A 23688-nucleotide genomic window follows, 5' to 3' on the forward strand; every position below is an offset into this window, starting at 1 on the left:
AATTTTCCGGGTTACATCAATTTAACTTTTCGAAATGAAGATAAGCTGTTTTCCAATCCATTTTTGGTGTAGGCGCATATTCCCCAACCTCAAACGAATCAAAAATAATCTGCCGTATTTCTTCAAGAGAGCTAACAGCTCCGACAGCTTTTGCCTGTAACATTATGTTCCCAATGGCTGTTGCTTCAGTTGGGCCTGCAAACACGGGAATTCCCAATGCATCGGCCGTAAGTTGGTTCAACATTTTGTTATTTGCTCCACCTCCTATAATATGAAGTTTTTCAATTTTTTTCCCGGTTACCGATTCTATCTGTTTTATAGTAAACTTATATTTTAACACCAAACTATCGTATATACAACGGGCAATCTCGCCCTTGGTTTGAGGAACATACTGGTTTGTTTTGGCGCAATATTCCTGTATTGCTTTGGGCATATTTCCCGGATTCAAAAACAAAGGATCATCCGGATTAATATAACATTTAAAACTTTCAGCCATGTTACTCATATCCACAATTTCCTGCCATTCCAGTTCTTTTTCCTCATCCCATATTCGCTTACACTCCTGGATAAGCCACATGCCCATAATATTTTTTAAAAAACGCGTGGTTCCCTCCACCCCACCTTCATTTGTAAAGTTCATTGTCAGCGTTTTTTCCGAAACCAATGGTTCTTCGCTTTCAATTCCCAGCAACGACCAGGTACCTGAACTTAGATAAGCCCAATTTTCTCCTTTTGCCGGCACCGAAACCACAGCAGAGGCAGTATCGTGCGAAGCGACAGCAACACAGGGAATAGCATTACAACCTGTTTCTTCCTGAATTTCAGGAAGGACTTTTCCCAACACCGTACCCGGCTGAATAACTTCCTCCACTATATTAACCGGGATTCCAGCTGCCTCAAAAAGTTTGGATTCCCATTCTGCCTTACCCGGCTTTAATAATTGCGAAGTACTTGCAATTGTGTATTCTGTTTTTTTCTCACCAGTGAACAGGTAATTCAAAAAATCAGGAGAAAACAGCAAACTTTCTGCGACTTTTAAACCTGAATATTCTGTCTGAACAGATGAAAATAATTGGAATAGTGTATTAAACTGCATAAACTGAATTCCTGAAAGCAAATAGGTTTCTTTTTTGGACAGCACTTCGAAAAACTCCTCCATTGAATTGTCAGTTCTGTGATCGCGGTAAGCAAACGGAAGCCCAACCACCTGGCCTTCTTTGTTTAATAATGCGTAATCAACTCCCCATGTATCTGTTCCGATTGATTCAGGTTGCACATTTTGTTCGTTTACGCATTTTTTCAATCCTGTCTTTAATTCTTCAAACAAACTGAAAATATTCCAGTAATACGTTCCGTGTATATGTAACATTTGATTTTTAAAACGATGTACTTCTACCAAATCCAATTTTTTATTTTCAAGAATTCCAAGGATTGCACGGCCGCTCGATGCACCTAAATCAAAAGCCAGAAAGTATTGTTTGCTCATTTTACCGGTTTGTTTTTATTTGTCTTCCAAAATAATGATTTTTCACAAAAATGTGTGTCCTGTTCTTACCTGAAATAACGTTTTAAACTACCAGTTCCTATTTCAAATTAAATTTTAATAATTTAAATTTGTAATAAATAAAAATAAGCCGTATACTAAGACAAAATAGTATTTAATCCCAAAAAATTTAACAAATTATGAAAACGCTATGTAAAGTAATTCTGCTCTTTTTCTTTTCTGTTTTGGTTTTTCAGCCAGTTCACGGGCAAAATATTCTAAAAAGGCTAAAACAAAAAGCCCAGGAAAAAATTGAAGAAAAAGTTGAGGAGCGGGCGGAAGAAAAGATGGATGAAAAAATTGACGAAAGCCTTGATAAGATTGAAGATTCAATGGAAAAAAACGATAGCGAGACAGCCGGTTCTGAGGAATCTTCAGCTGACCGTAGCGCGAAAATGCAAAATCGAATGCAAGGGTTGCTGAAGGGAATGGGAATGTCGGGAGAACCGGTTCCGGTAGCTGACAATTACAATTTTGATTACAAAATTCAAATGCACATCGAGTCATATGATAAGAAGGGCAAACAGGAAAGTACCGGTGAATTTATCACCCATCTGAACCCAAAAACCAAAAGTATGGCTTATGAATTTGTTTCCGGTGATATGGCAAAAGACGGACAGGGTATGTTTATCATTGACGCAGAAAACGATGCCATGATAATTTTAAATGATGAAAAAGGAGAAAAAACCGGTATTGTTTATGGTATTGGCTCATTCTTTCAGACCATTGGAGAAACCTATATTGACGAAGAACTGGAAGATACTCCGGATAATTATCTCGCAAATCCAAATGTAAAAAAGACCGGAAAAACAAAGAATATTGCCGGATATAAGTGCGAAGAGTATGTTTATACAGATGAAGAAAATAAAACAAAATCAAATATCTGGATTACCAAAGATTTAAAGATGAACACACAAGACTTTTTCAGCACGCTTTTTAAAACGAACCTGTACTCGCACGGAATGGGTTGGGGGTATATGATGGAGGCAACTACAGAAAATCTCGAAAACAATGAAAAAACCACCATGCAGGTCACCGAAGTTGACAATAATTCAAATGTATCTTTTTCATTAGGAAACTATCAAATTACCAATCTCGGGTCGTTTACCATGCCTGTAACCGAAGAAGAAAAATAAATTTACTCCATAAATTTAAAAAGGCAGTTCGAATGAATGAACTGCCTTTTTTTACTATTTTCTTGTTTGGTCCTTAACAGCTTTACTTAAGGTCAAAACGATCAAGATTCATCACTTTATCCCAGGCTGAAACAAAATCATTTACAAATTTTTCACCAGCATCTGCGGAGCCGTAAACTTCAGCAAGTGCACGAAGTTCTGAATTTGAACCAAAAATGAGGTCAATACGTGTTCCGGTCCACTTTTTTTCACCAGTAGTTCGGTCGCTACCTTCAAATATGTCTGCATCCTTTGAAACAGGTTTCCAACTCGTCCGCATGTCCAATAAATTGACAAAAAAATCATTGCTAAGTGTTTCCGGTTTATTTGTGAAAACACCATGCTGAGACTTGTCGAAATTAGTATTTAAAACCCGCATACCTCCAACTAAAACTGTCATTTCAGGCGGAGTCAGAGTTAACAATTGAGCCTTGTCAATCAACATTCGTTCTGCAGGCAGGGTATATTTTGCTTTTAAATAATTCCTGAACCCGTCAGCCAAGGGTTCCAGAACAGCAAAAGCATCCACATCTGTTTGTTCAGGCGACGCATCACTCCTCCCGGGAGAAAAGGGAACCGTAACATCATACCCTGCACTTTTTGCAGCTTTTTCAACGCCGGCACACCCTGCTAAAACAATAAGATCAGCCAGTGAGACTTTTTTATTTCCGGATTGAGCATCGTTAAATTCTTTTTGAACTCCTTCAAGCTCACTCAGCACTTTCCCTAACTGCGAAGGATTATTAACCTCCCAAAATTTCTGGGGTGCCAAACGAATACGAGCTCCATTTGCTCCACCACGCTTGTCGGAACCACGGAAAGTTGATGCCGAAGCCCAGGCTGTAGATACCAATTCAGAAACAGATAAATCCAAAGCTTTTATTTTATCTTTCAAACCAGTAATATCCTGTTCATTGATTAGTTCGTATGTAACAGCAGGAATTGGATCTTGCCAAATCAAATCTTCTTCCGGCACCTCAGGGCCAAGATAACGTACTTTTGGCCCCATATCGCGGTGGGTTAATTTAAACCAGGCACGTGCGAAAACATCAGCAAATTCATCGGGATTTTTATAAAATCGACGTGAAATTTTTTCGTATTCTGGATCAAAACGTAACGACAAATCAGTCGTTAACATGGTAGGGCGATGGCTCTTTGAAGGATCGTGTGCATCGGGTATAAGGTTATCAGCCCCCTTAGCTACCCACTGATGTGCACCGGCCGGACTTTTTTCAAGCTCCCATTCATAAGCAAACAAATTTTCAAAAAAGTAATTGCTCCATTTGGTGGGCGTATTTGTCCAGGTTACTTCCAAACCGCTGGTAATCGTATCGCCGCCTTTCCCTGTTCCAAAGCTGCTTTTCCAACCCAGTCCCTGTTCTTCAATAGGAGCAGCCTCCGGCTCCGGACCAACATGTGCAGCATCGCCGGCACCATGTGTTTTTCCAAATGTATGACCTCCTGCTATGAGGGCCACTGTTTCTTCGTCGTTCATCGCCATTCGGGCAAAAGTCTCGCGGATATCCTTTGCAGCAGCAATAGGATCGGGATTTCCATTGGGGCCTTCCGGATTCACATAAATTAATCCCATCTGAACTGCCGCCAGAGGGTCTTCCAAATCTCTGTCACCACTGTAACGCTCGTCATCCAGCCATGTAGTCTCAGCCCCCCAATACACATCCAATTCAGGTTCCCACACATCTTCGCGTCCTCCGGCAAAACCAAAAGTTTTAAATCCCATAGATTCCAGTGCTACGTTTCCTGCGAGTATCATTAAATCTGCCCAGGATATTTTCTTTCCGTATTTTTGTTTAATGGGCCAAATAAGCCTGCGTGCTTTGTCTAAACTAACGTTGTCGGGCCAACTGTTCAGGGGGGCAAAACGCTGCTGACCAGCACCACCCCCTCCGCGGCCGTCACCTGTTCTGTATGTTCCGGCACTATGCCATGCCATACGAATAAATAGCGGTCCATAGTGACCAAAATCGGCTGGCCACCAATCTTTTGAATCTGTCATTAAATCCAGAAGATCTTTTTTTACGGCTGCCAAATCGAGGGTTTTAAATTCTTCAGCATAATTAAAACTTTCGCCCATAGGGTCAGAAAGAGAGGAATTCTGCCGAAGTATGTTTAAATTTAATTGCTTAGGCCACCAGTCGCGGTTTGATGTGCCACCTCCAGCACTGTGCTTTGCTGACGCGCCGGTAACCGGACATTTACTTTCGTCATTCATGTCGTAAACTGATTTGTGAGGATTTGAGTTATTTTCCATACTTTATAGCTTTTGAGTGTTTTCCTTTTTATAACAAACATAAAATAAATAATATTTATAATTTTTATATGCTTATAATTTTTTATTATAAAAACATATAATACTTTATCTTTTTAAGATACAAAATAATGGAACACATAACAAGACACTATAACAACATAAGGTAAAGTAGTTGCGCACAATTTTCATTCAGAACATCGTATTATTTATATTCTTCACCAAAAATCGGACAGCTGGTATTCAAACAGAAAATCGGAACAATAAAGACTTAAAAAAGATATTTCACTGTGCAATGAAAATAAACTAATAAATTCATGTTTACAATTTGAAAGCTAAAAATAAAAATAAGTAAAATTGAGTTTAATTATTCTTTTCTCTCTTGGCTCACTTTTATATTTTTTACAATTTTGTATGCGGTAGCTTTAATAACAATTGTTGTTTGTCCTTGAACAAAAACTACTCAGAAAAATACCAAATAATAAAAACAAAAATCATGAAAGAAAAAAGTATTGAATTATTAAACAAAGCTGTTGCCGATGAACTTTCTGCGGTTCACCAGTATATGTATTTTCATTTCCATTGTGATGATCAGGGATATGATTTACTTGCAGGCTTGTTCAAAAAAACAGCCATTGAAGAAATGATGCATATTGAAGAGCTTGCTGAAAGAATTTTATTTCTGAAAGGCGAAGTTGAAATGGCTGCCTCTGAAGACGTAAAAAAAATTCTCGATGTTAAAGAAATGTTGAAAGTAGCTGTAGAGATGGAAGAAGCAAGTGCACGTGACTACAACCTATGGGCCAACGAGTGCTCCGCAAATGCTGACGCCATGTCGAAAAAACTATTCGAATCGTTGGTGGAAGATGAGGAGCGCCATGGCGACCAGTATGATGTTGAACTGGAAAATCTCGCTAAGTTTGGCGATAATTACCTGGCTTTACAATCCATTGAAAGAAGTAAAAATATGGCAGGGGGGCATCCTGCCGACTAACTTTTTGAGGTACAGAAATCACCGGGAAAGAATACCCCGGTGATTTTTCAGCTAGGCCTGTCTGTAAAAGATAGCGACAACCATCTAATTTTCCGGCATATACATCAAATCAAAGTCAATTTGACCAAGATGCGTTTCTATTTTTTAAACGATAGGTAAAACTTCCTGCCAAAGCTTCTTTCCTTCTTCCCCAAATTTGGCCCATTGCTCCTCATTTAATTTACAATGTTCTGAGGGACTATTGCCGGTTTCGTCAATAAAATAAACGGTATTCATATCAGCTCCAAAAACAGGATAAAATGTGTAAAAGGCCGAGGTTATTCTATGTTTCCTGCGTAAATCAACATATTTTTTAGTCAATTCCTGAAACTTATCCCACATTCCCTGTTTTATATAAAATTTCTCAAAAAACCGAAATTTCGATCCCGTCGGAGTATTTGTCATCTGCTCACCGGCAACCGAAAGCTCCGGCTGTGACTCCAAAATCATTCGTCCTACCTTTGTATAAGAAATATCAAACAGTTTTTGAATCTCTTTTGTACGTTCCGGATTTTCTTCATACATTTTTATCATCGCTTTTTGCATTTCATCCAAATCTCCGAATTCAGTAAATGGTACCGAATACCATAAGTACCGGTCGTTTGTATATTGCGTAGCATTCATATAGGGGTGATTGTTTTCTTTGTAAAAAACATTCTCAGCAGCAATTACTTTTTGAGCATTTTCAAGCTGCAACGGTGTCAACTGAACTTCCCAAACCATGTACTTTATTTTTGCATTCTCCTGCGCATTCATATGCGATGCGCAAACCATAATTATGAGGGCTAAAATTACAGTGTAAATTTTTTTCATCTCTCTTTGTTTTAAAATAAAACATAACAACACCAAGCCATGCCAAGACACAAACCTTATCACAAATCACTAATAATAAATGAATTACAAAACAAAACAGAATAATAATAAAAAAAACAGCATATCTTTTATTAACAAAAACAAAATCTCGTTTTAAAAAAAAACAGACAAAAAAATGATATAAAATAAACCGATTATTCAACTATCTTTTTGTTGAACTATAAATAGAAACAAATGTTATTTTTAAGAAATAAAAAGCAGCTTTGAACAAATCAAACGCTGTTTCAAAGAGAAAAATACCTTATAAAGAACAAAAAAGACATATAAAACTTACAACCAACAAATATCAAAATTCAAAAAATTATGAAATACAATTTCTTAGGAAACACAGGCTTGGAAGTTTCGGAACTATGCATGGGCACAATGACATTTGGCGGGCGTGGAATGTGGACAGCTATCGGCACCCTGCCACAGGAACAGGTAAATGCTTTGATGAAACAAGCTGTTGACGGCGGAATAAACTTCATTGATACGGCTAATGTATACAGCGAAGGATTAAGCGAGCAAATGACTGGTCAGGCGATCCGGGTTCTCGGATTGAAACGCGATGATTTGGTTATTGCAACAAAAGTGCGCGGAAAAATGGGTGATGGTCCAAACAACTCAGGATTAACAAAAAAACATATTCTCCAACAGGCTGACGAGAGTTTGAGTCGTTTGAATATGGATTATATCGATTTATACCAGATTCATGGTTTTGATCCTGCTACACCTTTGGAAGAAACGTTAGAGGCCCTTGATTTATTGGTAAAAAGCGGAAAAGTACGATACATTGGTTGCAGCAATTTAGCGGCATGGCAGATAATGAAGGCATTGGGAGTTTCAGCCCAAAATCACTTGAGTAAATTTGTTTCACTACAGGCGTATTATACCATTGCAGGTCGTGATCTGGAGCGTGAGATTGTTCCTCTCCTCCTCGACCAAAAAATTGGGTTAATGGTGTGGAGCCCTTTAGCAGGTGGTTTATTGAGCGGAAAATACGATCGAAATTCTGAGTCGAAGGAAGGTGGACGCAGAGTTAACTTTGATTTTCCTCCAGTCAATAAAGACAAAGCATTTGATATTATTGATGTTATGCAAAAAATCGGAAAGGAGAAAAAGGTTACTGTGGCTCAAATCGCATTGGCATGGTTGCTTCATCAACCGGCAGTTACAACTGTTATAATTGGAGCAAATAAACCGACACAACTAGGCGACAACCTTGATTCAGTTAATATCAGACTTACGAAAGACGAATTAAAACAGTTGGATGAGGTGAGTAAATTGACTCCGGAGTATCCGGGATGGATGATTGAACGTCAGGGAGCTGACAGAAAGAGATAGTAACTAACCAGGAAAAAAAAGGAAGGGTTAAATCTTCCTTTTTTTTTATACTCCGTCTTTTCTTTTTCTGGGTTTTATCAGGCAAATTGCATAATTTTAGACAACCTAAAACCAAAATTATGAACCGCATAATTCTTTTTTTTATAGTCGCAACTTTGGTTATATCTTCCTGCAAAAAAAATACAGAACAAAAACCTCCTAACATAATTGTCATCCTTTCAGATGACCAGGGCTGGGGTGACTTAAGTTATACAGGTAACACAAATATCAGTACTCCAAACATTGATAAAATTGCTGAAACAGGTGTTTTTTTCGACCGTTTTTATGTTTGCCCGGTGTGTTCTCCTACCCGCGCTGAGTTTTTGACCGGACGCTACCACGTGCGCGGAGGCGTATATTCAACATCAGCAGGTGGCGAACGACTTGATTTGGACGAAACAACCATTGCCGATGTGTTCAGGAATGCAGGTTACAAAACCGCTGCCTATGGCAAATGGCACAATGGTATGCAGGCTCCGTATCATCCCAATGCCCGGGGATTTGAAGATTTTTACGGATTTTGTTCCGGCCACTGGGGAAATTATTATAGCCCGATGCTGGAGCATAACGGAGAAATTGTAAAAGGCGATGGTTTTATCATTGACGATTTAACGAATCATGGTCTCCAATTTATAGAGCAAAACAGAAACAACCCGTTTTTTCTTTACCTGCCTTTTAATACTCCGCACGCTCCAATGCAGGTTCCTGATAGCTGGTGGCAGAAATTCAAAAACAAAGAACTGGGAATGAAGCACCACGATCAGGATAAAGAAGAAATAATGTTTACAAAATCGGCACTCGCGATGTGCGAAAATATTGACTGGAACGTTGGCCGAATTGTTCAGAAATTAGATGAACTAGATCTTTCAGAAAACACAATCGTTATTTATTTTTCGGACAACGGCCCAAACAGTTGGCGCTGGAACGACGGCATGAAGGGACGGAAAGGATCGACTGATGAAGGAGGTGTCCGTTCTCCCTTCTTTATTAAATGGCCCGACAAAATTGAAGGCGGAAAAAAAATTACAACCATTGCTTCAGCGATCGATCTTTTGCCAACTTTAACAGATCTTGCAGGCATTAAATATCAAACAAAAAAACCACTTGACGGCTTGAGTTTAAAACGTCTTTTAACGGAAGAAAACCCGAAGTGGAATGACCGGTTTATTTTTAACCACTGGGGAAAAAGAACAAGTGTACGTAATCAGAAATACAGGTTGGATAACGACGATAAATTGTTTGATATGGAAAACGACCCGGGTCAAGACACCAACATATCTGACAATCAGCCAAAAATAACCCAACAGCTGATTGCGGCTAAAGAAAAATGGGAAAAAGAAATATTGACAGAACTCCCCGAAGAGGATCCTCGTGCATTTACTATTGCCCATCCTGATTTTATATGGACACAAATTCCGGCTCGTGATGGCACAGCGCATGGAAATATTCAACGCTCAAACCGTTATCCCAATTGTACATTTTTTACCAACTGGATGAGTACCACGGACAGTATTACCTGGGACGCAGAGGTACTCGCCGATGGCAAGTTCGATGTAACAATTTACTATACCTGCCCTGCCTCAGATGTGGGTTCAACCTTCCAGTTAAGTTTTGGAAATGAAAAATTGATTTCAAAAATAGAAGAAGCACATGATCCTCCTTTAACCGGAATGGAACACGATCTGATCCCGAGGTGGGAATCATATGTAAAAGAATTCAAACCATTGAATATAGGAACAATTGAATTAAAAAAAGGAAAAGGAACGTTAACACTGAAAGCACTTGAAATGCCAGGATCTCAGGTTATGGACTTCCGGCTTTTGATGTTGAGAAAGATTTGACAAGATACATTTTATTTACATTCTTTATTTTTAGAATCCTTCAACACTAATGTTGGTTTTTAAAGGTTGGCCGGGTGCAACCAGAGCATTCAAAATGGTTAACCCAATATCAATCTTTTCCGGTTTATCCAGCAAAGTCTTAATTTTTAAAACGGTTTCACTATTGGCTGCCAGCACTACTGAATTTTTTGGTTGAAACAAAAGGTCATATTTCAAATCTATTTCTCCGATTACAAACGGTATGCTTGTATTATTTACTATCGTAACAACAACTAATTCGGCATCGGCAGCTTTTCCTTTTTCACTTTTTATTTCAATTCCGGCTCTAAATATTTTAGTCAGAATTTCTTTTGATCCCGCCAAATGGTTATCCCAATAAGCAGCTGTCTGTTTATCAAAAAGCGCTTGTTTTATGGCATCGTCACTTTTATTGTCGGCCAAAACAAGTGTGGCACAGCGGGCAGTCGTGCCCATGGTTCTAAGTGTTCCCCAATGTGCATCAGAATTGGCAAAAACAGTAAGTCCTTTTTCAATGGCAATTCGGTGTGCCTCAACAAAATATTTTCCACTGTTTACGATTTCAATACCATTTATTAATCCTTTTTCCAGCAAATCTTCATGAATATCGGTAAATAAATCAACGCCGTATTTATTGTAGTCCCAATATTTATAACCGGGATGGTTATAAAAAATAAACGCCCCTTGTTTTTTGGCTTCATAAAATGCTTTGTATATCAGCCCGGTCAATTCTCCTTGTTTCATAATAAATTTCTTCTTTGTTTCAGCCATGTACTCAGTGGGAATAGCGTTGGCATCCTTTAAAAAAACGGCATTACAATGAAAAGGACTAACCCGGGGAGAAATTTCGGCTCCCAATACAACAGTTAACGAATCGTTGGGAGAGGAATATCTGGCCTGTTGTGCATATGCTTTCGCCATTTCGTAAGGCCTATTGTAATCGTTATGCAGTTCATCGGGGTACAATTCAAAATCAATGTGTTCAGTTAAAGCGATGACGTCCATGCCGTCATTAATCGCCTCAAAAGCACGATAGTCAGGCATCACGTGCCCGTCGGAATAAGCAGTATGCATATGAAAATCGCCCTTTAACAAAAGCTTATCACCAATCTTATCAGGTAAAATAAGTTGATTGTGATGAAGTGCCTCTACCTGCGAGTATCCACCCATTACAGAACACCAGGCAATGAGCAGTAACAGTATTTTAAATGCTTTCATAACTTTAAACGTTAAATATTGGGTTACAAAAAGAGTATTATTGGAACATTTGCCAGTCCAACTTTTGGAAAACTGTATTCAAAAGGTAAAAGAAGAAGTAAGGTGATTATAAATCTTTAGAATCAAAACCTTAACTTCTTCTCCATGCTGTTAACTTATAACTTACAAACTATTCCCAATTGGGATTTTGGGTCAAATTTGAGTTCAATAAAAGCTCAGTTATGGGTAACGGGTACAAATAATCTTTGCTCTCATCAAATTTCCTGTCGTTTATTTCGGGCTGCGGATTAATTAAATTATTTTCATCAAGAACAATATCTTCACCTAATTTCAGGAACAAAGTGCCTTCGGGTTTTGAAGCGGGCTCTTCAGTATAAATAACAACATCAATATCGCCGTCATTCTCCAAATCGTACGAACCCGGACCGGGGAAATACATACCACGGAAATCCTGCACAATCTTCTGTCCTTCTTTCCAGCGCATCAAATCATACCAACGGAAATTTTCCATAAACAACTCAATTCTTCTTTCACGCCTGATTTCCAGAACGATTCCTTTATTGCTACCTCCAACATTTACATATTGTGCAGCAAGAAAATTGTCAGGATTTGCATTGGCTTCCGCCAGCGACATATGAGGCATATTCACCCTGTCTCTTAATTTGTTAACCGAAATATCGAGATCGTTTTGGGTTAAAGTACCAAGTTCTGCTTTTGCTTCTGCATAATTTAACAACACTTCTGCAAAACGAAACAAAGGTAGATCGTTGATACCGGTATCGTATGAATCATACACTGTTTCATTTACATATTTAATCAATTGATATCCTGTTATGGTTGCTGCCAGATCGGGAGGAAGGGTTTGGCTTGTTCCCAGCCGGGTGTAACCAGGTGTGCGAATAGTCTGAGTAAGTCGTAAATCCCTGCTTTTCACTTCCTCCGTAAATTCAATTTTATTATAATCTGCCTTGTCAGTAAACCGCGATCCGTCTGTCATCAGATAACTATTTACCAAATCCTTTGGCATGCCAGGCATTCCGTAAGAAGACGTTATGGTATAATAATTCACATTATGATCAATACTTTGTTCACCAGAAAACTGACGGGCCAGAATAATTTCTTCACCAATTGCATCGTGCGCTGTGAATAGATCCCTGTAGTCTACTTCAGGATTCCCTGTGCTGTAAATATTATAGGTACCCGAATTCATCAACTCTTCCGACGCATTGACACAGGCATTTAAAAACTTCTCGTAGCCCTCGATACCATGATATTTACGAAAAGTTCCTTCAAACAAACCAATTCTCGATTTTAGCGCCAGCGCAGTCCATTTTGTTACAGTGTAAACAGATGTGTTATTATTCATGTTTGTAATAGCATAATCAATATCCGTTAAAACATTATCCATAACCAGCGTTCTTGAATCTCTTGCCTTTTGCAGTGCTTCTTCATCATCCGGTTCGATTACTCCTTCATACCACGGAACATCGCCAAAACGTTTTACTTTTTCAAAATAAAAATATGCCCTGAAGAATTTTGCGACTCCGCTATAATGTTTTCTGGCGCTTTCGTCGATACATTTTTCATAATTTGCCAAAAAGAAATTAATATCACGTAAATCATCCCAGTTCCAACCCGCATCACCGGCGCTGGTGGGCACAACACGACTTCCCCTTACCAAATCGGACGGTGAATAGAGTATGATGTTATCCGAATTAGCATCTCCGTCATATATGGAAATTTCGGGAAACATAAAATAGAATGCATTGGTGTATAGTTCAAGGTCGCTCGCTTTTTGAAAAAACACATCAGAAGAAACCTCAGACAGAGGACTCCTGTCTAAATAGTCATCATCGCAGGATATTACAACAAACAAAAATGCGAATAGGGTATACTTAATAATATTTGTTTTCATTTTTTTCTTTTTCGTTACAGAAATAAATTATAGTGTAATTGATAATCCCATTGAATACACTTTGCTAAAGGGATACGTTTGAGCTGTGCTGGTTGCAGAAGCCTGTTCCGGATCAATGTAATCAGTCAGTTTTGAAAATGTTAACAAGTTTTCTCCACTGAAATAGACTTTTAACTTCTGAATAGAAACCTTTTGGGTTAATTTTGACGGAATGGTATAACTAACGGTAAGGTTTTTCAACCTCAGATAACTGATATCCTGCAGGTAACGATCGTTAACCGCTCCCATCTGACGGTTTGACCCCAGAGCACCGTAACCTCTGTACACCGAGGGGAAATATGCGTCTTTATTATCTTCAGACCAAACTTCCTTTCCCAAATCTTTTCGTATAAAAGAAACATAAGGACGGGCATAAGGTCCCCAAAAAATTCGGGAATCTGTACTCGGATACCAATCCTGTTTTCCTACGCCCTGCATGGTCAAAGAAAGGTTAATATTATTCCAGTCGGCGTTGAAAACAAAACTGTAAGGGAATTGAATGGAAAAATTTCCTATAATTTTCATATCTCCTGGGTTTTCCAAAGTATATTCACCGTTGCTGATTTCTTTATCGCCATCCAAATCCACGTATTTCATATCGCCGCCAAGAAGCTTTCCATACTCACCCGGAGATGCCTGAATACTACTGTTCACCCGGGTTTGGTCAACATCATAGACCGCTGCCTCTTCGTCCGACTGAAAAAGTCCGTCAATGGTATACCCCCAAATTTCGCCGATGGTTTGGCCAACATAATAGTCTCCCAGGTAGTTGTTCGGATTATCGAAACGTGTTATTTCTGATTTACTGTTTGATAACACTCCCGTTAAATCAATACGAAGTGGTTTACCTGCCAGATTAAAACTTTCGTGAAAAGACAAGGTAATTTCAAAACCTTTCGTACTTAAGTCGGCTGCATTCTCTTTAGGAGATCCAGTTCCAATTACAGCCGGAAGTGTTTTCCCCTTTGTTAACATCCCTGTTGTTTGTCTTTCAAACCAGTCAAAATTCAGGGCAAATCTGTTGCGCCAAAAAGCCATGTCAAATCCAAAGTCTATTGTATTTACTGTTTCCCAGGTAATGTCAAGCGGATTTAGCCCCGGAGGTGTAATGTAATTTACTCTCTGTCCATCAACAATATACGAATCAGACGTCCCCTGGCTCATTGTAGGGGAATAGTCGTATGCCCCTACTTCCTGATTTCCCAGGGAACCGTAGGATGCTCTCAATTTAAATTCGTTCACATAATCTTTTATTCCCTGAAAGAAATTCTCGTTACTGGCATACCAGCCTACAGAAGCAGAAGGGAAAAATCCCCAGCGAAAGTCTTCGGGAAATCTCGATGTTCCATCATACCGACCATTTAGCTCAAGAAGATATTTCCTGTCGAAGTTATAATTAAGCCGGTAAAAAAATCCTCTTACAGCCCAGTCTGTTAAGGTTCCGTAAGCTTCCGGGTCTGACGTTCCCAATGTCAGTGCATTTAAATCGTCGGAGATTAAGTTTTTCTTCCTTGCATCAATAGTTTTATATAGTTTATCTTCCTGGTTAAATCCGACCATACCCTTTAAACTATGTTTTTCTTTCTCTAAAGAATAGGTTCCGTATAAATTAATTGCGTGAAACTCGTCATGATCGATCACTTCCCGGTAGCTATCGTTTCCAAGGTAGGAAATCTCATCAGGGTATATCGCCCAGGGAGATTTAACTGTTCGTGTATATGTGTTGGAGAAATCGAGTTTTGCAGTATAATCAAAATGGATATCGAAATTCTTCAGAGGTTTCACATTTGCACCAATGGTATTTACCAGTTGATTAAATTTTGTTTCCCTAAAAGTTTTTCCATAATACAATTGAGACCAAAGACCGTCTCCAATGGTATAATTATTTAGCTCGGTCCTGTAAGTCGCAGTCCCGTCAGGATTTTTCGGGAGGTAACTTGGCAGGGCATGTACCCATATATAAGATCCCCATGGCTCTGCCCAACCGTTATGCGAACCACCATGTTCGATATTCGAATTATTGTTGTACTGCAAATTGCCAAACAGTGTCAGCCAATCTTTTACATCAATTTCAATTTTTCCCCTGATGTTATGTGATTTGAATTCATCATCCTGAATTTTCAGAATCCCTTTCGAATCGTAAACACGCCCGGATAATAAGCCCCTTACTTTTTCACTTCCTCCAATCACCGAAAAATTATGGTTTTGGGAAGGTCGCCAGTTTCTGAATGTAGTATGATACCAATCTGTATTTCCATAATAAATATACTGGTCCTGACCCTTTCTGTTCTCAACTACATAATCGGGTAAAGACGGGTCTTCAGAACGCTTTTTCAACTCTTCATAGTCTTTTTCGCTATATCCGGTATAAGTACGCCCGACTCTTCCTCTAAACGACTCATCAACCAACATAATAGTCTCATAAGGGTCTGTCATAAAATTGGTATTTGTGGTTGGAGTTGACCAGGAAAAGTTATTGTCGTAATTTACACGAACGGTTCCTTCTTTTGCATTTTTTGTTGTTACCAGTATAACACCAAAAGCTCCTCTCGAACCATAAATAGCGGATGCTGCAGCATCTTTCAACACAGTTACCGACTCAACGTCTCTGGGATTAATTACATCGATGTCTCCTTCAATACCGTCAATTAAAACCAACGGACTTCCTCCGTTAATGGATGTAAAACCACGAATATTTATACTTGTTGACACATTGTCTCTTCCACTCGACCGCGTAAGTGTCAAACCGGGCATTGTTCCCTGGAGACTTTGAGAAAAGCTCGAAACGGGTCGGCTTTCAAGTTGTTCGGCATCGATTTGTGTTACGGCACCGGTAAGGTTAGCTTTTTTTTGCGTTCCGTAACCAACGGCAACAACCTCTTCCAAACCAATAACATCGTCTTCAAGAACTACGTTGAGTAATTGCTGATCTTTCACTTCAAGCTCCAATGTTTTCATTCCCATAAAAGAAAAAACAAGAACCTGATCTTCACCAGAAACTTCGATAGTAAAATTACCATTAATATCGGTAGTTACTCCGGTAGTAGTTCCTTTTAAAAAAATAGAAACTCCCGGCAGGGGCACACCGCTTTCATCTGTGACCTTACCGGAAACAGTATAATTTTGTTGGGTTCCGGTCATTTCCCTAATCAAAGGATTTTCCTTTTTAATCTCTTTTTTAGAGAGTAACTCAGCGTTTTGCGATAACGACTCAGCAAATAGTCCAGAGACGGACATTAAAAAAAACAAAACGCTAAAACTTGAAATTCGTAGAAAGTAAACCAACCTGTACATATGAACACATAGTGGTTCATTAATGAACTTTTTTTTCATAAATTTGAATTTTGATAATAATATTTCATAAATGTTTTTATCTCTTTGCCGGGCGATGTAGCAGCATCTTCCGGCATTTTTTATCTCTTATTTCATAGGCATTTTTTTAGTTATTATTTTGTTCGACTGCTTATTCTTTTAAATTTTTGATAAACCTTTATAGTCTTGTTTTATAAATGTGATTAAAAAACAACATATAATCACTGGCTACACAAACATTCACTACAGCAAAAACTTGTTAATCAACCAGATTAGCAATATTCATAAGATTTTCTTTATTGATTTAATTGGCAGGCCAAAGAAAAATGAATTGTATCTGAAAAATATTTCTAAACAATTAATCTTTTATTAAGTAAAATAAATTCCTCTCAGAAAATAGGTTCAAACGGAGAAGATTGGTTTGAATATCAGAATTTTAAAAAAATCTCTTTGTAATTCATCACAGCTACTTAACAGCAAACATTTTTAACTAAAATTAACGGTAAGTTAAATAACAATTTTTCTTTCGCAATTCAAAAATGTTTTACCTTAAGCATTCTGTAAAAACAAAATAAAATGAAAAAAGTAACTGGCATTGGCGGAATCTTTTTTAAAACCCGGGATCCAGAAAAAATGAAAGAGTGGTACAATAAAAATCTGGGCCTGGTTACCAATGAATATGGTTCAGTTTTTGAATTCAGGAGTTCTGATGAGCCGGAGAAAAAAGGTTATTCTGTTTGGAGCCCTTTCTCCATCGATACAGATTATTTTCAGCCTTCGGAAAAGGAATTTATGATAAACTATCGTGTAGAAAATATTGAAAAGCTGGTTGAAGAATTGCGCAAGTCCGGCGTTACAATTTTAGATGAAATAGAATCGTATGAATATGGAAAATTTGTTCACATTCTTGATCCGGAAGAAAATAAAATAGAACTTTGGGAACCGGTTGACGACTCGTTTACTCAAATGTACGAAGGAAAAACAACGAAATGATTATTTCAAATTTTGTTTCGTAAATTTATCCAAACCAGCTGTTCTTGTGTTATCAATTTCAACAACAGAAAAAAAGTTAGCATCCAGGCGCGCTTTAAATATATCCCATTTTAGAGTTACCAGCACTTTTATTCATTCAAAGCAGATACACATAAATCAAACTCTTTTTTTAACTTTCGCATAAAATAATTTACAAGCAATGAAGCTGACCTTATCTTTTTTTCTCATTTACCTGTCTGCGTATTTTGTACAAAGTTTTTTAATCCCTCAAAATAAAATTAACCAACGCCACACGGCTTTAAACGATACGGTTTTTTATCATGTCGACTACCTGGGATTACCCTTAAAAGGAAAAGAAAACTGTATCTCACTGACCAACAAAGTCTTAAATGACATTAGAGGAGAATTTCCAAAGATATTGGTTTTTAAACCCGGCACGTATCATTTTTACCCTGAAGGTTGTGAACAACGAAATTATTTTGAATCGAACACTACCGATATAAACCCACGAATTTGCGCTTTTCTTTTTGAAGGAGCCAAAAATCTGGTTGTTGAAGGAAATGGCAGCAATTTTATATTTCACGGACAAATGCAGCCCTTTACCTTTGACAACTGTGAGAATATTACATTAAAAAATATTCAAATCGACTGGGAAAATCCCTTGACAGCCCAGGTTGAAGTAGCCGAAACAGGTGAAAAATTTATTGATTTAAACATCAACCAAAAAGAATATTCATATAAAATAACCGACGGTAAAATTTTTTTTAATGGCGAAGACTGGGAGGAACAATGGAAAGGAACCATGGAGTTTGACCGTGAAGGTCGGTATGTTGTTCCACAAACAGGCGATTGGGGCTGCCTGGGTAAAAACTGGCAAAACTACGAGGCCAAAAGTATCATCCCCGGTCTGATTCGATTAGAGAATAATTTTGAAAGAAAACCAAAGGTTGGAAATTATTTGGTGATGCGGCACAGCGAAAGGCTTCATTCGGGAATTTTTATTCAGAACTCAAAAAATATAAACATAAAAAATGTAACATTATATCATGCCACCGGGCTGGGAATTCTGGCACAATTTAGTGAGAATCTTACTTTTGACAAATACAAAGCCATTCCCAATGCAGCCAAAAACCGCTATTTTGGGGGTGGAGATGATGGTTTACAGGTTTCAAACTGTAAGGGACAAATAACCGTTAGTAACTGCGAATTTGCAGGTTTAATGGACGACCCGATAAATGTTCATGGAACCAGTGTTCAGGTTATTGAAATTTTGCCGGATAAAAAGATAAGATGTAAGTTTATGCACCACCAAAGTGAAGGATTACAATGGGGACATGCCGGAGACAAAATCGGATTTATAGAAAACACTTCGATGAATACTTTTGCTTTTGGTGAAGCTGAAAGTTTTAAACCAACAAACCGACAGGAATTTATTTTAACTTTAAAAGAGGAGCTGCCTCAAAACCTTGAAACAGGAGACGCGCTTGAAAACCTAACGTGGGTGTCGGATTTGACCGTTCAGAATTCTCACTTTAAAAGCTGCAGGGCTCGTGGAATACTGGTTTCCACGCCGGGAAAAGTAATGATAGAAAACAACACCTTTGAATCGAGCGGAAGTGCAATTCTGATTGCAGGTGATGCCAACAATTGGTTTGAATCAGGCGCTGTAAAAGATGTAACCATCCGAAATAATACCTTCACGGAGCTGTGTAACACAAGTTCTTATCAATTTTGCGAAGGTATTATCTCTATATATCCGGAAATTCCTGAATTAAATAAAAACACACCCTTTTTTCACAAAAACATCCGAATTACAGGGAACAAATTTAATCCTTTCGATTATCCCGTTGTTTTTGCCAGATCAGTTGACGGACTTTCATTTAGCAAGAATACCATAAAAAGAAGTAAAAAATATGCTCCTTATCACCAGCGCAAATACACTTTTACATTTGAAGCATGCAAAAATATCATCATAAATGAGAATAATTATATTGGTGATGTATTGGGGAAAAACATACTTTTGAATCAAACTAATTTTTCCGAGATTGAGGTTCAGATTCAGGAAAATCTAAAAATTGAAACATTATGAAATGGTTTAAAATAGTTTTTATTGGATGTATTTTTGTTTTCCATGGTCGGGTTAATGCACAGGAGCAACCATCCACCAACAATGCAACTGTTTTTCCTGACAGAGTTATGCTCAGCATTTCTGGAAACCCGGCAAGTGAGAGAGCTGTAAGCTGGCGGACAAGCGCCGGTGTCGCAGTTAGCTTAGGACAAATTGCTAAAGCAAGTGAAGGGCCTTTCTTTTCTGAAAACATAGCTACGGTCAATGGTACTTCGTCATTTTGGGAAGAAGGAGATGCTTCCGCTTTGGGGCACAAAGTTGTATTTGACAACCTGAGTCCGAATACCACCTACACTTACCGTGTTGGAAATGGTGACAACTGGAGCGAATGGTTTCAGTTTACCACTTCGTCGGCAAATACAGAACCGTTTCATTTTTTATATCTGGGCGATTTCCAGACGGATATCAAACAACATTGCTCCCGTCTTATCAGACAGGCATATACCCATTTTCCCAATGCCGAGTTTATATTAATGGCAGGTGATTTGGTCAGCCGAAGCAATGAAGATTACTGGAATGAATTTTTTTATGCCGGAGACTGGATTTACGGAACAATTCCTACGATGGCTACACCCGGCAACCATGAATATCACTCCGAGAATGATATGCGGGTATTTTCAAAACACTGGAACCAAATTTTTGTAAATCCTTCAAACGGGCCGGAGGGTATTAAAAACAGATCATTTTATATTGATTACCAGGGCGTACGGTTTGTATCATTTGACTCTCCCGTAACCGGATATTATGATAATGCCAGGATAAATACAGAAAAATGGCTTCACGAAGTACTGGCAAATAATCCCAATAAATGGACGGTAGTTTTTACGCACTATCCGGTTTATTCCTGTTCTCAGGGAAGAGATAGCGAAGATTACCGAAAAGTTATCCAGCCTATTCTGGAAAAATATGGTGTTGATTTGGTTTTGCAGGGACACGATCACACTTACTGTCGCGGACAAAACCTGGAAAATATTGGAGAAAATTGTATAAATCCTCCCATGTACATGGTATCAGTAGCTGGCCCTAAAATGTATGGCTTGAACGTTGAGCGATGGAGTGAAAGAGCAGGGTCGCAGATACAATTGTACCAGAATGTTTCAGTTGATGAAAATAAATTGAAGGTTGATGTTTATACTGTAACCGGAGAGTTGTATGATTCATTTAGCCTTGAAAAAAATAAAAAAGGCATAAACAAAGTCATCGAATCACCTGAAATAAACAAAATAAGAGAGCTTACCCAGATTCCCGAAAATGCAAAACACCGCTACACCGAGGAAGAAAAAAATTTATATAGGGAACGTTTTGAAGAGTAATCGGTTTTACTATTTATCCAAAATCTTTTTAAAAAGGCTAAATAAGTATAGTAATACTACAGCGCCAACTACAGAAAGAAATAAAGTTCCGATTGTTCCCCCGTGGATGTGAATTCCAACTTGATTAAATAACCAGTGTCCAAAATATGCGCCGGCAATACCGATAATCAGGTTAACAATAAAACCATATCCTTTCCCGCGCATAATCAAACCTGCAATTGCCCCTGCTGCCAGTCCGATGATTAAAATGTACAACATTCTTACAATTTGAGAAATAAAAAGCAAAAAAACTACTCCCTTTTATTCAAAAGCAAGGGAGTAGTTTTATATCATTCTTTGATAGCTTTTCGATTTTTAATAATGATTGAAAGCACAACAAAAGCAACAATCAATATAATGGGCAAAACAGACATATTACGCAAAGTAATTTGTGACCCGGCAGTTTCAATTGATTTTCCCATTATGGGTAAAACCATGGATGTAGCAACAAAACCTGCCCCACCCAATATCGACATTCCCAGCGCACCTGTTTTGGGTGTAAATTCCGAGGCAGCACCAATCATAGTAGGCCAGAAGTAACAAACTCCAATTGCGAATACAGCCGCAGAAACCACCGTCATAACGGGTCCTTGTGCGATACTTAACAAAAGCAGCCCGGCTGTTGATATAATTGCAGAACCGAGCAGTACACCTGTAGTATTTAAACGATGAATCAAAGAACCTGCAAAATAACGACCAACTGCCATAATTCCGGTTACAACAGCCAAAATAATCATTGGTCCTATGCCGTTCTCAGCCAGCAAAGCGTTGATCCATTGTGTGGTTCCCAATTCAGTTGAAGCAGTGAGTAACATGCAAAAGAATATAAAGGGGAAAAGCAAAGTAATTTTATTTACAAGTCTTCCTTCAATAACAATGGCAACTGCAACAGCGGCTACGATTACAAATGGCAAAGCGCTGTCGAAGCTTACTGTAAATGAAGGAACAGTAGCAACAAGAATCATCAAAATAACCGCAATGGTAATGGTAACGGGAGCGCCAACATTTCGCATCATTTCCTTATATGAAACACCACTTGTAACACGTTCTGTTTCAGGAATTTTTTGTCCAAAAAACAAAAAGCCGTATAAAACAAGCGGAATAAACAAAATACTTACCAGAACCTGCCACGAAAAATTCATTTCATCCATAATCAAAGTTGCCAGCAAACTTCCGATTACAATTCCTCCGGGAAACCAGACATGAAAACGGTTTAACATTTTTGTTTTCTTATCCGGAAAAAGAGCTGTTACCAGCGGATTACAAGCGGCTTCCACACTACCATTCCCAAGGCCGATAAACACATTGGCCAAAAAAAGTGAAAAGTAATCTTTTGCCATCAGCAACAGAATTATACCTACGAGATGCAGGAAAAAAGCCATCCAAACAACGGTTTTTGTTTTTACAATATCGATAAAATAACCACCGGCAAACATGGCTACGGCAAATCCCCAAAATGCCGGTCCAAATGCCCGGCCAACTTGTTCTTTGCTCAGCCCGTAGTCTTCGGTAAATACTCCTTCGATTTTTGCTCTGATGGCAAATGTTATTGCTGTTACCAGCAACGCCAGACAACTGGCGATAAAAAGCCTTTTTTGATTTACATTATTCATAATTAGATCCAATTAATTAGTCTGTAACAGTTAAAAACAGAATAAAAATTCGAAACAATAAATCTACTTTGCAGTTAAATTCTTACCTGCCAAATAAACGATAGTTTGTTTTATAAGTTCTCTGTATTCTTTTTTTTCGTATGTACGGTGATCATGGCCTGGTTGAAGATAAACAATTTTTGATGAATTATAATGATTTTCCCAACCTATTGTTTCGGTGCTTCTGGGGTGTTTTGTTGTCAAAATTGGAATAACACTATCCGACACTTTGGTATTTCCGTATACCTCATCAAAAAAACGAAAGCTTTGAAAACCTTTTGCAGAAGCGTGATTTCCCACGGGATTTATATACACCCAAACATCATGATCATAAGTGGAATACTCTGACTCCGGAACACCGGGATCTTTCTCAATATATTTCCCGCCGACAATTTTCTCAAATTCGTTCCATTTTTGATAGGAAACCAACGAATGATGCAAAAACAACAAAGGTTTCCCTACTTTTGTAAGGTGTATATAAGCACTTTTTTCTGCCGGCGTTATATCTTGCCACATGTCATAAAAAACCAAAACATCGAAATATTCGGCCAAACCGTTTGCAATAGTCCGGTTGGCTACTGGTTGCTCAAAATGCTGATATTCGATACCTTCCAAATTATCAAACATTTCCATAAACTGAAGCGTGTCGTAGGAATGCCCGCCTGTTACCAACATTATTTGTATAGGCGCCTGTGAAAAAACACAAAAAGAAAAAATGGAAAAAAACAAAAGAAGTAAAACTTTTTTCATAACTCTGGTTTAAATTCCGAAATTACATAAAGCAATCCCGGTGGTTTTTATTTTGGGCTATAATTTACTAAAATTAAATTTTTTAAGTACAAAAAATAATAAATCTGTTTTACAGGATTTTGTTATAAAAATGTCTTCCTCTTATTGGCAAATATAAATTGATTCTGCATTCGTTTTTCTAATTCCAAAACCGAAATTCATACAGGAAAAAATGA

General features: G+C 38.2%; 16 protein-coding genes. 7 read left to right on the forward strand and 9 right to left on the reverse strand.

Going from position 1 to position 23688, the window contains the following annotated elements; genetic code table 11:
• Positions 1-16 precede the first annotated feature (16 nt).
• Positions 17-1486 (reverse strand): rhamnulokinase, encoded by a 1470-nt coding sequence (rhaB, locus tag K5G00_RS13240; protein WP_238766632.1) that lies wholly within the window; start codon positions 1484-1486, stop codon positions 17-19.
• 197 nt (positions 1487-1683) lie between these two features.
• Here rhaB and K5G00_RS13245 point away from each other — a divergent pair, with 197 nt between their 5' ends.
• A complete protein-coding gene (locus K5G00_RS13245) occupies positions 1684-2679 on the forward strand; it encodes a DUF4412 domain-containing protein (RefSeq protein ID WP_238766633.1) in 996 nt (331 codons plus the stop codon).
• A gap of 82 nt (positions 2680-2761) precedes the next feature.
• Here the strand turns inward: K5G00_RS13245 and katG are convergent, their stop codons facing one another.
• On the reverse strand, positions 2762-4990 hold the full coding sequence (gene katG / locus K5G00_RS13250; RefSeq protein WP_317235547.1) for a catalase/peroxidase HPI: 2229 nt from the start codon (positions 4988-4990) through the stop codon (positions 2762-2764).
• A gap of 493 nt (positions 4991-5483) precedes the next feature.
• On the opposite strand from katG, the gene K5G00_RS13255 reads away from it, so the two are divergent.
• Positions 5484-5981 carry a bacterioferritin gene (locus K5G00_RS13255; RefSeq protein WP_238766634.1) on the forward strand — a complete coding sequence of 166 codons (498 nt, stop codon included), beginning with the start codon at positions 5484-5486 and terminating at the stop codon, positions 5979-5981.
• A gap of 144 nt (positions 5982-6125) precedes the next feature.
• Here K5G00_RS13255 and K5G00_RS13260 read toward each other — a convergent pair whose 3' ends face one another.
• The gene (locus K5G00_RS13260) at positions 6126-6833 is read right to left on the reverse strand and encodes a hypothetical protein (protein WP_238766635.1); all 708 of its coding nucleotides are present in this window, start codon (positions 6831-6833) and stop codon (positions 6126-6128) included.
• 363 nt (positions 6834-7196) lie between these two features.
• Between K5G00_RS13260 and K5G00_RS13265 the strand changes: the two genes are divergently transcribed.
• Positions 7197-8216, forward strand: coding sequence for an aldo/keto reductase (locus K5G00_RS13265; protein WP_238766636.1), 1020 nt, complete (start codon positions 7197-7199; stop codon positions 8214-8216).
• A gap of 119 nt (positions 8217-8335) precedes the next feature.
• Positions 8336-10096 (forward strand): arylsulfatase, encoded by a 1761-nt coding sequence (locus K5G00_RS13270; protein WP_238766637.1) that lies wholly within the window; start codon positions 8336-8338, stop codon positions 10094-10096.
• 30 nt (positions 10097-10126) lie between these two features.
• On the opposite strand, the gene K5G00_RS13275 is transcribed toward K5G00_RS13270, so the two are convergent.
• The 3 genes from K5G00_RS13275 to K5G00_RS13285 form a co-directional block, all read right to left on the reverse strand.
• Positions 10127-11332, reverse strand: a complete 1206-nt coding sequence (locus K5G00_RS13275) for an Sb-PDE family phosphodiesterase (RefSeq protein ID WP_238766638.1) — start codon at positions 11330-11332, stop codon at positions 10127-10129.
• 169 nt (positions 11333-11501) lie between these two features.
• A complete protein-coding gene (locus tag K5G00_RS13280; RefSeq protein WP_238766639.1) occupies positions 11502-13247 on the reverse strand; it encodes a RagB/SusD family nutrient uptake outer membrane protein in 1746 nt (581 codons plus the stop codon).
• A gap of 27 nt (positions 13248-13274) precedes the next feature.
• On the reverse strand, positions 13275-16619 hold the full coding sequence (locus K5G00_RS13285; protein ID WP_238766640.1) for a SusC/RagA family TonB-linked outer membrane protein: 3345 nt from the start codon (positions 16617-16619) through the stop codon (positions 13275-13277).
• Positions 16620-17174: 555 nt separating this feature from the next.
• Between K5G00_RS13285 and K5G00_RS13290 the strand changes: the two genes are divergently transcribed.
• The 3 genes from K5G00_RS13290 to K5G00_RS13300 all read left to right on the forward strand — a co-directional run bounded on the left by K5G00_RS13290 (position 17175) and on the right by K5G00_RS13300 (position 21032).
• Positions 17175-17591, forward strand: a complete 417-nt coding sequence (locus K5G00_RS13290; RefSeq protein WP_238766641.1) for a VOC family protein — start codon at positions 17175-17177, stop codon at positions 17589-17591.
• Between the two features lie 199 nt (positions 17592-17790).
• Entirely contained in the window at positions 17791-19680 is a 1890-nt protein-coding gene (locus K5G00_RS13295) for an alpha-1,3-galactosidase-related protein (RefSeq protein ID WP_238766642.1), read from the forward strand.
• Entirely contained in the window at positions 19677-21032 is a 1356-nt protein-coding gene (locus K5G00_RS13300) for a purple acid phosphatase family protein (protein WP_238766643.1), read from the forward strand. The genes K5G00_RS13295 and K5G00_RS13300 overlap by 4 nt, the downstream gene beginning before the upstream one ends.
• A gap of 9 nt (positions 21033-21041) precedes the next feature.
• Here K5G00_RS13300 and K5G00_RS13305 read toward each other — a convergent pair whose 3' ends face one another.
• From K5G00_RS13305 to K5G00_RS13315, 3 genes are all read right to left on the reverse strand, one after another.
• Entirely contained in the window at positions 21042-21290 is a 249-nt protein-coding gene (locus tag K5G00_RS13305; RefSeq protein ID WP_238766644.1) for a GlsB/YeaQ/YmgE family stress response membrane protein, read from the reverse strand.
• 71 nt (positions 21291-21361) lie between these two features.
• A complete protein-coding gene (locus K5G00_RS13310; protein ID WP_238766645.1) occupies positions 21362-22684 on the reverse strand; it encodes an MFS transporter in 1323 nt (440 codons plus the stop codon).
• Positions 22685-22747: 63 nt separating this feature from the next.
• Positions 22748-23473 carry a ThuA domain-containing protein gene (locus tag K5G00_RS13315; protein WP_238766646.1) on the reverse strand — a complete coding sequence of 242 codons (726 nt, stop codon included), beginning with the start codon at positions 23471-23473 and terminating at the stop codon, positions 22748-22750.
• Positions 23474-23688: the final 215 nt, after the last annotated feature.

This window comes from Maribellus maritimus, assembly GCF_022267315.1.
Classification (GTDB): Bacteria; Bacteroidota; Bacteroidia; order Bacteroidales; family Prolixibacteraceae; genus Draconibacterium; species Draconibacterium maritimum.

Bases quoted from the DNA above. Each gene is read 5' to 3' on its own strand.
- K5G00_RS13315 (WP_238766646.1), bottom strand. From the start codon at position 23,473: ATGAAAAAAGTTTTACTTCTTTTGTTTTTTTCCATTTTTTCTTTTTGT.
- K5G00_RS13275 (WP_238766638.1), bottom strand. From the start codon at position 11,332: ATGAAAGCATTTAAAATACTGTTACTGCTCATTGCCTGGTGTTCTGTA.
- K5G00_RS13265 (WP_238766636.1), top strand. From the start codon at position 7,197: ATGAAATACAATTTCTTAGGAAACACAGGCTTGGAAGTTTCGGAACTA.
- K5G00_RS13295 (WP_238766642.1), top strand. From the start codon at position 17,791: ATGAAGCTGACCTTATCTTTTTTTCTCATTTACCTGTCTGCGTATTTT.
- K5G00_RS13255 (WP_238766634.1), top strand. From the start codon at position 5,484: ATGAAAGAAAAAAGTATTGAATTATTAAACAAAGCTGTTGCCGATGAA.
- K5G00_RS13280 (WP_238766639.1), bottom strand. From the start codon at position 13,247: ATGAAAACAAATATTATTAAGTATACCCTATTCGCATTTTTGTTTGTT.
- K5G00_RS13245 (WP_238766633.1), top strand. From the start codon at position 1,684: ATGAAAACGCTATGTAAAGTAATTCTGCTCTTTTTCTTTTCTGTTTTG.
- K5G00_RS13305 (WP_238766644.1), bottom strand. From the start codon at position 21,290: ATGTTGTACATTTTAATCATCGGACTGGCAGCAGGGGCAATTGCAGGT.
- K5G00_RS13290 (WP_238766641.1), top strand. From the start codon at position 17,175: ATGAAAAAAGTAACTGGCATTGGCGGAATCTTTTTTAAAACCCGGGAT.
- K5G00_RS13260 (WP_238766635.1), bottom strand. From the start codon at position 6,833: ATGAAAAAAATTTACACTGTAATTTTAGCCCTCATAATTATGGTTTGC.
- rhaB (WP_238766632.1), bottom strand. From the start codon at position 1,486: ATGAGCAAACAATACTTTCTGGCTTTTGATTTAGGTGCATCGAGCGGC.
- K5G00_RS13285 (WP_238766640.1), bottom strand. From the start codon at position 16,619: ATGAAAAAAAAGTTCATTAATGAACCACTATGTGTTCATATGTACAGG.
- katG (WP_317235547.1), bottom strand. From the start codon at position 4,990: ATGGAAAATAACTCAAATCCTCACAAATCAGTTTACGACATGAATGAC.
- K5G00_RS13300 (WP_238766643.1), top strand. From the start codon at position 19,677: ATGAAATGGTTTAAAATAGTTTTTATTGGATGTATTTTTGTTTTCCAT.
- K5G00_RS13270 (WP_238766637.1), top strand. From the start codon at position 8,336: ATGAACCGCATAATTCTTTTTTTTATAGTCGCAACTTTGGTTATATCT.
- K5G00_RS13310 (WP_238766645.1), bottom strand. From the start codon at position 22,684: ATGAATAATGTAAATCAAAAAAGGCTTTTTATCGCCAGTTGTCTGGCG.